We start from the raw sequence: 11,371 nt of genomic DNA on the forward strand, positions 1-11,371 counted from the left end.
GAGAGGTCCATTCACTTGCTCAACAAGGTCAGGGCCTTGGCCAGGGCGGGGTCGCGTCCGGCGGCCGCGTCCTTCGAGGTCAGGGGTACGTAGTGGTCGGGCGGCACGCCGATCCGGTCGATCACCTCGCGGTTGGGCCCCAGGTGATGCCTGGCGGGAAAGCCCAGCAACGTGTTGTTGCGCAGCAGATACCCCTGCGCCGGGCCGGAGATGACGCCGGCGGTTCTGGTGCCGACCAGCAGGCCGGCCCGCAGGTCCTTGATAGCGGAGCTGAAGTGCTCGCAGGCCGAGGCGCAACTGCGGTCGGTGAGCACCATCAGCGGCAGGTTGACCAGATCAACGGTGTCGTCGGTCCGCGAGGTCTCGCACTTGCCGTCCACGGTGCACTGGTAGGCGGTGACCTTGCCGTGGACGAACGCGCTCACCAGCCGGGTCGCCTCCAAAGGGCTGCCGCCGCCGTTCCCGCGCAGGTCCAGCACGACGCCGGTAAGGGTCCGGCCGGTGCGCAGCCTGGAGATGGCCTTGAGAACCCTGTTCGCGGAGTCGGGAGCGAATCCGGTCATCCGTACGTAGGCGATGCTGTCGTCCAGCAGCTTCGACCGCACCACTTGCAGGGCGGCCAGATCCCGCTGGAACAGGCCGGGCTTGAGCGTCACGCTCCAGCGGCGGCCGGTGCTCTGCCGCAGCAGCCGCAGCCGGACCGGACGCGCTTCCGGATACTGCGGGTAGAGGGCGTTGATCGCGGGGGTGGCCTTCCCCCCGATGAAGGGCGCCGATCCGTTGATCGATTCGACAATGTCGCCCGCGCGCAACCCGGCGGCCTGCGCCGCGCCACCCTGGACAGTGGTGACGAACAGCGGGGGGACGGCGACGCCGGGATTGCCGCCCACCTGCGGGCCGTTGACGTTCGCCTGGAGACCCAGGCCGTAGCCGTCACCCTCGTAGTAGTCGGGCGGCCGCTTGGCGTCGTGCGTCCAGCGGGCGTGATTGTCGCCGAGGGCGGACACGATGGCCTCGAGGGTGACGATGGCCAGCTTGTCGCGCAGGCCGGGCACCTGATCGGTGACCTTCCGATAGGCGTTCTCGAAAGCGGTCCAGTCGGCTTTGCGGTCGCCGGTCAGCGCCGGCATGGTGGCCTCGGGCAGGTCGCGCCCGTTGCGGTTGAGTTCCTGGGTCAGGGCGACGAATCCGGCGGTCAGCAGCGAACGGGCGTCCAGCGTGGCGCCGCTGTAGTAGGTGCCGAGGATGCAGAAGTACGCCTGCTCGATGACGTCGATCGTGGTGGGCGTCTCCGCTTCGGGGGTTCGCTGGGGCGGCGCGCAGACCGTACTGGCTGCCGCGCTCGCCTGGCCGCGCGGTGGCGCCGGAGCTGTGCAGGCCGCGGCCAGAAGGAGGGCGAGCCCGGCGGCCGCGGTTCTGATGACGGTCATGACAGCCGTCTCCGGATCCACCAGAAGGAGAGCCACGTGAGGCCGAGGGTGAGCAGGGCGTAGATCCCGGTCTCGATCCACTGGAAGGGCCAGAAACGGTCGAGGGGCTGGTAGGTCGCCTGCTGCCGGTAGCCGAGCCGGTTGATCTCCGCCGGGCACATGCCCATGCCCTGCTGTCCCGACGGTGAGCAGGGTCCCGACGTCGTCGAGACCTGGACGCTCCCGACTCCGGGTTCGGGGCCGGCGACCGGACGTCCGGACGAATCGAGGAGATTGTTGGACAGGACCCAGGCGCCCGCGTGGCCGGGAACAGAATCATTCAGTCGAACCTCCACATATCCGCCTCGGTCCCGGTTTATACCGAAGCCGTCCACGTTCGCCTCGCTGAGCTCGAAGGTCGAGGTGACCGGGGTCATCAGATGGGGCCGGACCAGCAGCGGCATGGCGAGCTGGATCGCGACAAAAACTGCCAGGGTGATGGCCATGGCGGGCAGCGTGCGGCGCACCATCATGCCCACGGTCACGCCCAGGACGAAGGCGAAGGCCGCGTACCCCAGCGGGGCGATGCCGCGCGCGCCGAACACCAGGGGAGCCATCAAGGCCAAACCGCCCGGGGCCGACTTGTCCAGGGGATCGGACCACCAGGTCACCGCGAGGCCGCACAGTCCGGTGGCGGCCGCGGCGACCAGGCCGGTGAGCCCGAGCTTGACCGCCAGCCAGCGGGCGCGGGTGATGCTCTGGTTCCACACCAGCAGATGCGTGCCCGCCTCCAGCTCGCGGGTGATCAGCGGCGCTCCCCAGAAGAGCCCGGCGAGGGCGGGCAGGAGCAGCACGACCAGGGACAGGGCCATGAAGGGCGTTTCGTACGCGCCGAAGAAGCGGTCGTAGAAGCGGACGCAGGTGTTGTCCTGGACACAGCCGGCGATCCCGGTGGAATAGTCGGCGGCCAGTTTCGGGCCGGTCAGGGCCAGGACGACGGCGAGGATGACGAGCAGGCCGGCCATCATCACGGCCGCGCCTCGGAACTGGCGCCAGGTCAGCCAGATCATCAGCGCACCTCCAGGGCGATTCGCCGGTTGTCGGCGGTGTGCTTCTCCATGTAGGCCAGGACGAGGTCCTCCAGGCTGAGCCGGCTGACCGTCCAGGCGGGGTCGTGGATCGGGGCGTCGGTACGGATCACGAGCGTGCTCTGCCGGTCGGTGTGGCGCGCGGAGACGACATCCTGGTCGGCGGGGAGCCGGTCGGGGTCGCGGCGCGGGCCGGTGAGCCGGTGATGGGTGGCCAGGAGCTTGTCGACCTCTCCCGCCACCTCGACCCGCGAGTCGACGAGCACGATCAGGAAGTCGCAGACCCGTTCCAGGTCGGCGACCAGGTGGGAGGAGAGCACCACGCTGAGCTCGTGCTCGACGACCGCCTCCATCAGGCCCTGCAGGAATTCACGGCGGGCCAGCGGGTCGAGCGAGGCGACCGGCTCGTCCAGGATCAGCAGCTCGGGCCGCTTGGCCAGGCCGAGGGTGAGGGCGAGCTGGGCGCGCTGGCCGCCCGACAGCTTCCCCGCCCGATGGTTGGGATCCAGACCGAGCAGTCTGATCCGCTCCCGTGCCAGCGCGGCGTCCCAACCGGGGTTGAGCCGGGCTCCTAATCGCAGGTGGTCGGCGACGCTCAGCCCGGCGTAGACGGGGGTGTCCTGGGCGACGAATCCGACCTTGGCCAGTTGCGCGGGGCCTTCGGCGGGACGGCCGCCCAGCACGTTGATGCCGCCCCTCGTGGGCTCCAACTGGCCGCTGGCCAGCTTCAGCAGCGTGGTCTTGCCGGCTCCGTTGGGACCCACCAGCCCGACGACGTGCCCGGCGGGGATGTCGATGGTGCAGTCGCGCAGCGCCCAGCGCCTGCCGTATCTCTTGCCCAGACCCTGGGCCTGCAGGACGGTCTTCACGCTATGTCCTCCTGAGCGGTGTGCCGAAAGGTGGTCATGAAGAGGGCCTCGATGCTCTCGTCGTCGAGACCGGCCCGGCGGGCCTTGGCCAGCCAGCGCCGCAGCTCCAGTCGCAGCGGACCGTGCGCGGCCAGCGAGGTGTCGGTGAGCGTCGCCGTCACGAACGTCCCCACCCCTGGCCGGGCGGCGACCAGGCCCTCGTGCTCGAGCTCCCGGTAGGCCTTCAGGACGGTGTTGGGGTTGATCGCCAGTTGCGCCACGGCCTCCTTGACGGTCGGCAGCTGGTCGCCTTCGCGCAGCACGCCGAGCCGTAGCGCGTGCCGTACCTGCTGGACCAGCTGCAGGTACGGAGAGACGCCTGACTTCGTATCCAGATGAAACTCGATCACCGGCTACTCCATTTATCTAGTGCTCTAGTACTTTAGGCACCTGCATGTATGGAGTCGGTAAAGAGCCGGGGCGCGTTACGGGTTGAGGGGCGGGGCCTTTCTGGCGGAGCCGCGATAGAGGTCGGCGTCGTAGCGCCGTTCGCCCTCGTCGAGCTTGGCGTAGGCGGCCGCCACCAGGTCGACGCCGAGCACGTCCGCCAGCCGGACCAGATATTGCGTCACGTCGGCGAGCTCCGAACGCACCCTGGCGAGCGTCTCGGGGTCGAGGTCGGCGGATTCGGCGGGGGTGAGCCACTGGAACTCCGCCAGCAGCTCCCCCGCCTCCCCGGCCAGCGCCATGGCGAGGTTCTTCGGTGTGTGGAACTGCTCCCAGTCGCGCGCCCGCGCGAACTCCCGCAGCCGTTCGGCAAGTGGTCCCAACTCGTTCGTCACGCCTGACGACCTTATCGGGGCGGGCTCATCGGGGCGGGTCAGAGATCGGCGTCATGGACGAGGATGGCGGCCTGGACGCGGTTGGTCAGGCCGAGCTTGGCCAGCACCCGGCTGACGTGCGCCTTGACCGTCGCCTCCGACAGGCGGAGGTCGCGGCCGATCTCGGCGTTCGACAGGCCGCGGGCCAGCGCTCTGATCACATCCTCCTCCCGGCCGGTGAGCGAGGCGAGCCGCCTGCGGGCCGAGTCCGAGCGCGAGGGCGCCTTGTCGACGAACGCGTCGATCAGCCGCCTGGTGACCGACGGGGAGAGCATGGCCTGGCCGGCGGCCACCGTACGGACGGCGGCGGTCAGGTCTCTGGGCGGGGTGTCCTTGAGCAGGAAGCCGACCGCGCCGAGCCGCAACGCCTCGTGGACGTACTCGTCCAGGTCGAACGTGGTCAGCATGACCAGTTTGGGCGGGTCCGGGGTGGCCAGCACGCGGGCGGCGGCGGTCAGGCCGTTGGTGCCGGGCATCCGCACGTCCATGAGCACCACGTGCGGCCTCAGCCGGGCCGCCGCTCCGACGGCCTCCTCGCCGTCCCTGGCCTCGCCCACCACCACGATGTCGTCGGCCGTCTCCAGGATCATTCGCAGCCCGGATCTGACCAGGGCCTCGTCGTCCACGACCAGCACCCGGATCATGCCGTGGCCCGTACGGGGATGGCGGCCGTGACGCCGTAGCCGCCCTCCTGCCGGGGGCCCGCCTGGAGCGACCCGCCGAGGAGCTCGACCCGCTCGCGCAGGCCCGCCAGCCCCCAGCCCGCTCCGGGCAGGGCATGTTCCGTTCCATTGGCGCTTCCCCGGTTCAGCACCTCGACCTGGAGAGTGCCGTTCAGGAAGCGGACGTGGACGTCGGTGTGCGCGTCGCGGGCGTGTTTGTGCACGTTGGTGAGCGCCTCCTGCACCACGCGGTAGGCGGTCCGTTCCACCGTCGAGCCCAGCGCGCGCGGTTCGCCGTGGTCGTGCCTGCGCACCGAGATGCCCAGCGCGCGGGACTGGTCCAGGAGCCGGTCGAGGTCGGCCAGGGTGGGCTGCGGGCTCAGCTCGGCGGGCTGCTGGTTCGAGCGCAGGACGCCGAGCAGCTCGCGCAGGTTGGCCAGCGCCTCCCGGCCGATGCCGCCGATCATGGACGCCGTACGGGCCGTCGGCTCGTCGGTGGTCCGTACCTCCAGCGCCCCGGCGTGCAGCACCATCAGCGAGACCCGGTGCGCGACGACGTCGTGCATCTCCCTGGCGATGCGCGCCCGCTCCTGGGCCCTGGCCTGCTCGGCCCGCATCACCTGCTCGCGTTCGAGCCGGTCGGCCCGCTCTCTGGCGGCGGCCAGCACGTCGCGCCTGGCCCGGGTCCAGAGCCCGAACATGAACGGCAGCCCCACCAGGGCCATGGCCATCAGCGCCACGTTGGCGCCGGTCGCCGTGACCATCTCCCGGCGCCCGCCGATCAGGTCGCCGACGATGACGGCCGCGCCGAGCGCCACGGCGGTCCCGCCCAGGTAGATCGCGACGCCGCGGGCGCCGCGCAGCGTCGTACCCGCGTAATAGGAGGCGACCATCAGCGGCGGCCACATCACCAGCCACACGTAGAAGACGGCACCGAGCAGGGCGAGCGGCCACCACGACCGCCGCGCGAACCACGCCGCCGCGCCCGCCGCGGCCGCCGTCACGATGAGCACCGGCGACGTCAGCCCGCCCGTCTGGTCGAACGGCACCGCGGACACCGCGAACACGCCCACCCCGAGCACCACGGGCAAGCTGCCCTCGATCCGTCTGCTCACCTGCATGTTCTTCAGCGTACGGCCCGGCGCCGGGGCGCCACCCGCGCCGATCGTCGATCCGGACCGCTACGAAAGGAGGGGGTGCCGGTCGACTTCCAGGGCAAGCCGGGCCGGTGGGTCCGGGCCCAGGCTGGCCCCCATGAAACGACACCTCTTCGTCGCCCTGGGCGTGGCCGGCGCCCTGCTGGCGGCGCCGTCCGTACAGGCGCGGGCCGCGACCGGCACCGCGTTGCCCGCGCCCACCGGCAAGTATCCCGTCGGGCTGGCTTCTCTGCACCTGGTGGACGCCGATCGTCCCGATCCGTGGGTGCCGAAGGACGGGCCGCGGCAGCTCATGGTCTCTCTCTGGTATCCGGCCGCACGGGCGGGCACGCGGGCGGCGCCCTACGTGACGCCGCAGGAGTCGGCGCTGATCGTCAAGGACTATCCGAACGTCCCCGCCGACTCGCTGGCCAAGACCCGGACGTACGCCACGGTGGACGCCAAGCCGCTCACCCGCCGCCAGGGCCTGCCGCTCGTGCTCGTGTCGCCCGGTTTCTCCTTCCCCCGCGCGACGATGACCTCGCTGGCGGAGGACCTGGCCAGCAAGGGATACCTGGTCGCGGCCGTCGAGCACACCTACGAGTCGGTGGCCACCACGTTCCCCGACGGGCGGACCACCACCTGCGCGGCGTGCGTGGGAGAGAACAACGAGGAGATGGGGATCGCGCTCGCCAAGAGCCGGGTGAAGGACCTGTCGTTCGTGCTCGACCGGCTCACCGCGAAGACCGGGTGGGGACGGCTGGTCGACCGGTCGCGGATCGGCATGGTCGGCTTCTCGGCGGGCGGCAACGCGGCCCCGCAGCTCATGGCCGCGGACAAGCGGGTGCGGGCCGGGGTGAACCTCGACGGGAGCTACAACCCGAAGCAGCCGACAACGGCGATACGCGGGCCGCTCCTCATGATGGGCACCGAGCAGAACCACACGCCGACCGGGGACCAGTCGTGGGCCGGCTGGTGGCCGAAGGTGCAGGGCTGGAAGCGCTGGCTGTCGGTCGCGGGCACGGACCACGGCTCGTTCACCGACTACGCGGTGCTCAGGCCGCAGGTGGGCCTGCCCGCACCGGCGCTCGACGGTGAGCGCTCGGTGTCGATCACCCGGGCGTACGTCGGCGCCTTCCTCGACCGGCACCTGCGCCAGGAGCGGGAGCCGCTGCTGGACAAGCCGTCGAAGGACTTGCCCGAAGTGAAGTTCTGGCCCTAGATCGGTTCGGCGGTATCGTGCCTGAGGTGAACGGGGTCGAGTTGTTCCTGCTCGGGCGGACGCTGATGAAGATCGGCGAGGAGGCCATGCCCACCGAGGGCATCGGCGAGCATTCCACCAGCGTCCGGACCGTCCTCATCGTGGTGAGCGACATCCGGGAGCATCCCGACACCTCAGTGGGCGAGGTCGCGGCCCGTACCGGCCTGCCGCAGAGCGCCGTCTCCGCCGCCGTCGCCCGGCTGAAGACCGTGGGAGCGCTGGAGACCATGATCGACCCCCGGGACCGGCGGCGCTCTCTGATCAGGGAGTCGCCGCAGGTTTCGGGGCGGGTCTCAGAGGTACGTGCCGCGCCAGTGGACGACGCCGTGGCCGCGGCCCTCGACACCGACGACCGGCAGGACATCGCCGAGACCGTCGCCATGCTCGAGGAGCTCGCCCGGCGCCTCATCCCCAGGACGCTCAGCCGTTAGCCGGAAAGGGAGTTGATCGACATCGAACGCACCGTGATCGACGGCAAGCTCGCCGAGGCGCCGGAGGTGACGCTGGCCGTGTCGGCGAGATACGGGCACTTCACCGCGATGCAGGTCAGGCAGGGCCGGGTACGCGGCCTCGACCGCCACCTCGACCGGCTCGACCGGGCCACCGAGGAGCTGTTCGGCCGCCCGCTCGACCGCGGGCTCGTCGTCGACTCCATCAGGTCGGTTCTGGGCCTGGAGGGCAGGCCGGGGGGCGGGCCTGACGCGTCCGTGCGGGTGTACGTGTGCGAGGTGGCCAAGCTGCACGTGCTGGTGACCGCCACGGCTCCCGTCGAGGTGTCCACCGCCCCGCAGAGCCTCAGATCGGTCCGCTACCAGCGCTTCCTGCCGCACATCAAGCACACGGGCGGCTTCCCGCAGGGTTACCTCGGGCGGCGGGTGGAGGCCGAGGGCTTCGACGAGGCCCTGCTCACCACGGACGACGGGGTGATCTCCGAGGGTTCGATCACCAATCTGGGGTGTTTCGACGGCAGCCGGGTGATCTGGCCGGACGCGCCCATGCTGCACGGCATCACGATGCAGCTCATGGAGGCGGGGCTGACGCGGGCGGGCGTGCCGTACGAGAGCCGGGTGTTGCGGGTGGAGGACCTGCGGGACTTCCCTGCGGTGTTCGTGACGAACTCGCGCGGCGTCGCGCCCGTGGGACGGATCGACGACGTGAAGCTGAAGGTGGACGAGAGGGCGGTGGGCCGCCTGATCGGCTACTTCGAGGGGATGCCCTGGGGTGAGATACATCATTCTTGATACATCAAAATTGATGCATTAGGCTGATGTCATGAAAACAGGCATGTTGCGGGTGGACGGCGCGAACCTCTACTTCGAGGTGCGGGGCACCGGTCCCGTCCTGCTGATCTCCCAGAGCGGCGAAGGTGACGCCGGACGCAGCGTCGACCTCGTGGACCAGCTCGTCGCCGACCACACGGTGATCACGTACGACCGGCGCGGGCTCTCGCGCAGCATCCCGGACGACCCGGCCGGGGGCGTGACCGTCGAGGAGCACGTCGACGACGTCCGCCGCCTGCTCGACCACCTGACCGGCGAGCCGGTGACGATGCTGGGCCTGAGCTTCGGCGCCACCATCGGGCTCCACCTGGTCGCGAGCGGCCGGCTGAGCAGGCTGATCGCGCACGAGCCCGTCGCGCCGTGGCTGCTGCCTCCCGACGAGTGCCACGACCATCAGCGGGAGCTGGCCGGCGGCCAGGAGATCTATCGGCGCGACGGCCTGCCCGCCCTGCTCAAGGAGATCGGCAGGGCGCTCGGCATCGACCTCGCGAGCCGGGACGTCGAGCCGGACCTGACCCCGCAGCCGATGACCCCGCAGCGTACCGCCAACTTCCACTATTTCGTGGAGCACGACTGGACGGCGGCCATCGCCGACCGGCTGGACCCGGCCACGTTGAAGGGCGCCCCGATCGTGCCCGTCGCCGGTCGCGCCACCCCGCACACGGTCTTCGACTACCGGTGTGCCGAGGAGCTGGCGCGGCTGCTCGGCACCGACCTCGTGCACTTTCCGGGCGGGCACAACGGCAACACCTCGCACCCCAGGGCGTACGCGGCCCGGCTGCGCGAGGTCCTCGCGCAGTGAGTTCGCCGCTACTTCCCGCCGGGCAGGTCCGGTGGGTCGGGGGCGCGGAGCGGCGGGGCCGAGGGGGCGAAGGGGACCGCGAGTCTGAGGCCCACGCTGGGCGCGAAGCCCAGCAGCGAGCTCTGCGCCATCGGCGGCAGGCCGCCGAACCACTGGGGTGACGGCACGCCTCGCTGCCCCGCCGCCGGGTTGAACGCCCGCCCCACGGCCCCGTTGAAGCCGCCCGCGATGCCGGAGAACAGCGCCACGTCGCCGAACGTCCGCCCCCAGGACTTGCCCTCGATCCTGGCGTTCCAGAAGGCGGGTACGCCGCCCGCGATCGCGCCCATCGTCACGTTGGTGAGGAGCGGCCGCCTGGCGGCGAGGCCGGTGAAGTAGCTCGTCGCGCCGAGGGGGCCGGTGAGGCCGGCGATCGTCGAGGCGTTGGCGGTCTGGGCGAGCGAGAGGATGGAGATGTCCAGCGGGTTCTGGCCGAAGACCCCTCTGGCCACGCCGCCGGCCAGCAGGTTGCCGCCGAGGGACCAGCCGTAGATCTGCCCGTACTTCCCGAGTGTCTTCAGCGCGACCGCCTTGAAGCCGCCGCCGCCGTACATGCTGAGACCGCGTACCAGTCCCGACTTCCCGACGGCCTCAAGGGTGCGCATGATCGCGGTGGCGGCGTTGCGCAGCGAGAAGAACCTGCTCAGGATGCCCGTCGCCACGGTGGCGCCGCGGGCGGCGATCCCCGCGGAGGCCGCCCACGCGGCGTAGCCGCTGAGGGCCGCGGCGGCGACCGAGACGGCGGCGCCCGCGGCCATCGAGATCACCAGGGACTCGATGAGATCGTTGAGCGCCTTCCGGGTCTTGCGGGTCGCCTCGACCGACTGTTTCAGCACTTCGGCCGCGGTGCCGAGATGGTCGATGGCCGCCGTCCTGAACCGCTGGTCCAGGTGATGGGCCCATTTGTCGTGGAAGGTGGCGGCGTCGTCGCCCACCCAGCCGTCGAGCGACTTGGGGATGGGGGCGAGTTTCGGGTCGATCTCCTTGAGCGCCGCCTGGAATCCCAGGCAGGCGTCGGCCATGAGCAGCAGGCGCTGTTCCTGCTCGTCTCCGCCCATGGAGGCGATCGCGTTACGCAGGGTCCGGACGAGGTCGGTGATCGGGTCGAACGGTCCTGCCATTCAGCCACTTCCCAGTCGTGTCGCGCTCTCGCGCAGGCCGACGGCGGTCTCCCCCAGCTTGGCGGTGAGGTCGTCGGCGAAGCCGAGCAGTTCGTCGTAGAACGCCTGGTAGGACTTGGCCAGCTCTTCCGAGCCCCGCTCGATCAGGCCGAAGCAGTCGGGGGTCGGCGCCGCCGAGGTGCGGAACGTGTCGACGGCCGGTCGCAGGAGAGCCGCGGCCTCGTCGCACGCCTGGCCGCCCGCGATCAGCACGGCGGGCTCGATCCTGATCCCGTCGCCCATCGGAAACCGCCCCTTCTTTTTAACCCGCTGGCCACCTTGCCGTAACAAACCACCCGAATCAACGAATCCATTTACACTTCGACTTTTCCCGAAATATCGCCGTATTGGGTGCGCTGTCGGCGATTATCCCTGGCATGGATGCTGCGGAATTCCGCCCCGAAGACCTCGAACGGATCACCGCTCAGGCGGAGGAGATGCTGCTCCGCGTCGAAGAGAGCCGTAAGGAGATCGACGCGGTCGTCGGCCGGGGCACCGGCGCGGACGGGCAGGTCCAGGTGGCGGCCGGCGCCACCGGACGGCTCACCGAGCTGGTCATAGCCCCGCGCGCGATGCGCCTGGACAGCCAGCGGCTCGCCGGGGAGCTGCTGCGGGCCGTCCAGCAGGCGCAGGACGAGGCCGACAGGATGGTCAGGGAGGTCATGGCCGGCACGCTCGGCGAGTCGATGCCGTCACAGGACGCGCTCGACGACCGGTTCAGCCAGGTCCTGGAGTCCTTCGAGTCGTCGATGGACGAGCAGTTCCAGGCCATCGACGAGCTGCGCCGGGGCACGTCCTGAGCGAC

14 protein-coding genes are annotated in these 11,371 nt (G+C 70.6%); 5 read left to right on the forward strand and 9 right to left on the reverse strand.

Going from position 1 to position 11,371, the window contains the following annotated elements; translation table 11 throughout:
- Positions 1 to 11: 11 nt before the first annotated feature.
- The 7 genes from KLK06_RS30930 to KLK06_RS30960 all read right to left on the reverse strand — a co-directional run bounded on the left by KLK06_RS30930 (position 12) and on the right by KLK06_RS30960 (position 6,009).
- Positions 12 to 1,430: a S41 family peptidase gene (locus KLK06_RS30930; RefSeq protein ID WP_214639183.1), complete on the reverse strand. Its 1,419-nt coding sequence runs from the start codon at positions 1,428 to 1,430 to the stop codon at positions 12 to 14.
- Entirely contained in the window at positions 1,427 to 2,479 is a 1,053-nt protein-coding gene (locus KLK06_RS30935; RefSeq protein ID WP_214639184.1) for an ABC transporter permease, read from the reverse strand. The genes KLK06_RS30930 and KLK06_RS30935 overlap by 4 nt, the downstream gene beginning before the upstream one ends.
- Entirely contained in the window at positions 2,479 to 3,366 is an 888-nt protein-coding gene (locus KLK06_RS30940) for an ABC transporter ATP-binding protein (RefSeq protein WP_214639185.1), read from the reverse strand. Before KLK06_RS30940 ends, KLK06_RS30935 begins: the two co-directional genes overlap by 1 nt.
- Complete coding sequence (locus KLK06_RS30945) at positions 3,363 to 3,755, reverse strand: GntR family transcriptional regulator (RefSeq protein ID WP_214639186.1); 393 nt, start codon at positions 3,753 to 3,755, stop codon at positions 3,363 to 3,365. Before KLK06_RS30945 ends, KLK06_RS30940 begins: the two co-directional genes overlap by 4 nt.
- Before the next feature lie 75 nt (positions 3,756 to 3,830).
- Complete coding sequence (locus tag KLK06_RS30950; RefSeq protein ID WP_214639187.1) at positions 3,831 to 4,187, reverse strand: nucleotide pyrophosphohydrolase; 357 nt, start codon at positions 4,185 to 4,187, stop codon at positions 3,831 to 3,833.
- A 38-nt stretch (positions 4,188 to 4,225) separates the two neighbouring features.
- The gene (locus tag KLK06_RS30955; RefSeq protein ID WP_214639188.1) at positions 4,226 to 4,870 is read right to left on the reverse strand and encodes a response regulator transcription factor; all 645 of its coding nucleotides are present in this window, start codon (positions 4,868 to 4,870) and stop codon (positions 4,226 to 4,228) included.
- Positions 4,867 to 6,009, reverse strand: a complete 1,143-nt coding sequence (locus KLK06_RS30960; protein WP_214639189.1) for a sensor histidine kinase — start codon at positions 6,007 to 6,009, stop codon at positions 4,867 to 4,869. The genes KLK06_RS30955 and KLK06_RS30960 overlap by 4 nt, the downstream gene beginning before the upstream one ends.
- A gap of 133 nt (positions 6,010 to 6,142) precedes the next feature.
- Between KLK06_RS30960 and KLK06_RS30965 the strand changes: the two genes are divergently transcribed.
- From KLK06_RS30965 to KLK06_RS30980, 4 genes are read left to right on the forward strand one after another with little or no spacing between them, the layout of a single operon-like run.
- Positions 6,143 to 7,246 carry a dienelactone hydrolase family protein gene (locus KLK06_RS30965; protein WP_214639190.1) on the forward strand — a complete coding sequence of 368 codons (1,104 nt, stop codon included), beginning with the start codon at positions 6,143 to 6,145 and terminating at the stop codon, positions 7,244 to 7,246.
- A gap of 26 nt (positions 7,247 to 7,272) precedes the next feature.
- Positions 7,273 to 7,716: a helix-turn-helix domain-containing protein gene (locus KLK06_RS30970; RefSeq protein ID WP_308168525.1), complete on the forward strand. Its 444-nt coding sequence runs from the start codon at positions 7,273 to 7,275 to the stop codon at positions 7,714 to 7,716.
- Positions 7,717 to 7,728: 12 nt separating this feature from the next.
- Positions 7,729 to 8,526: an aminotransferase class IV gene (locus tag KLK06_RS30975; protein WP_214639191.1), complete on the forward strand. Its 798-nt coding sequence runs from the start codon at positions 7,729 to 7,731 to the stop codon at positions 8,524 to 8,526.
- A gap of 31 nt (positions 8,527 to 8,557) precedes the next feature.
- Positions 8,558 to 9,367: an alpha/beta fold hydrolase gene (locus tag KLK06_RS30980; RefSeq protein WP_214639192.1), complete on the forward strand. Its 810-nt coding sequence runs from the start codon at positions 8,558 to 8,560 to the stop codon at positions 9,365 to 9,367.
- An 8-nt stretch (positions 9,368 to 9,375) separates the two neighbouring features.
- Here the strand turns inward: KLK06_RS30980 and KLK06_RS30985 are convergent, their stop codons facing one another.
- A complete protein-coding gene (locus KLK06_RS30985; protein ID WP_214639193.1) occupies positions 9,376 to 10,527 on the reverse strand; it encodes a hypothetical protein in 1,152 nt (383 codons plus the stop codon).
- Positions 10,528 to 10,809: a hypothetical protein gene (locus tag KLK06_RS30990; RefSeq protein WP_214639194.1), complete on the reverse strand. Its 282-nt coding sequence runs from the start codon at positions 10,807 to 10,809 to the stop codon at positions 10,528 to 10,530.
- Positions 10,810 to 10,943: 134 nt separating this feature from the next.
- Between KLK06_RS30990 and KLK06_RS30995 the strand changes: the two genes are divergently transcribed.
- Positions 10,944 to 11,366 (forward strand): YbaB/EbfC family nucleoid-associated protein, encoded by a 423-nt coding sequence (locus tag KLK06_RS30995; protein ID WP_214639195.1) that lies wholly within the window; start codon positions 10,944 to 10,946, stop codon positions 11,364 to 11,366.
- Positions 11,367 to 11,371: the final 5 nt, after the last annotated feature.

Origin of the sequence: Nonomuraea sp. NEAU-A123, from assembly GCF_018603905.1 — a bacterium.
Classification (GTDB): Bacteria; Actinomycetota; Actinomycetes; order Streptosporangiales; family Streptosporangiaceae; genus Nonomuraea.

What these genes read in the sequence shown, in the direction of transcription:
- KLK06_RS30995 (WP_214639195.1), top strand. Translation starts at nt 10,944, where the DNA reads ATGGATGCTGCGGAATTCCGCCCCGAAGACCTCGAACGGATCACCGCT.
- KLK06_RS30985 (WP_214639193.1), bottom strand. Translation starts at nt 10,527, where the DNA reads ATGGCAGGACCGTTCGACCCGATCACCGACCTCGTCCGGACCCTGCGT.
- KLK06_RS30930 (WP_214639183.1), bottom strand. Translation starts at nt 1,430, where the DNA reads ATGACCGTCATCAGAACCGCGGCCGCCGGGCTCGCCCTCCTTCTGGCC.
- KLK06_RS30990 (WP_214639194.1), bottom strand. Translation starts at nt 10,809, where the DNA reads ATGGGCGACGGGATCAGGATCGAGCCCGCCGTGCTGATCGCGGGCGGC.
- KLK06_RS30965 (WP_214639190.1), top strand. Translation starts at nt 6,143, where the DNA reads ATGAAACGACACCTCTTCGTCGCCCTGGGCGTGGCCGGCGCCCTGCTG.
- KLK06_RS30960 (WP_214639189.1), bottom strand. Translation starts at nt 6,009, where the DNA reads ATGCAGGTGAGCAGACGGATCGAGGGCAGCTTGCCCGTGGTGCTCGGG.
- KLK06_RS30980 (WP_214639192.1), top strand. Translation starts at nt 8,558, where the DNA reads ATGAAAACAGGCATGTTGCGGGTGGACGGCGCGAACCTCTACTTCGAG.
- KLK06_RS30935 (WP_214639184.1), bottom strand. Translation starts at nt 2,479, where the DNA reads ATGATCTGGCTGACCTGGCGCCAGTTCCGAGGCGCGGCCGTGATGATG.
- KLK06_RS30955 (WP_214639188.1), bottom strand. Translation starts at nt 4,870, where the DNA reads ATGATCCGGGTGCTGGTCGTGGACGACGAGGCCCTGGTCAGATCCGGG.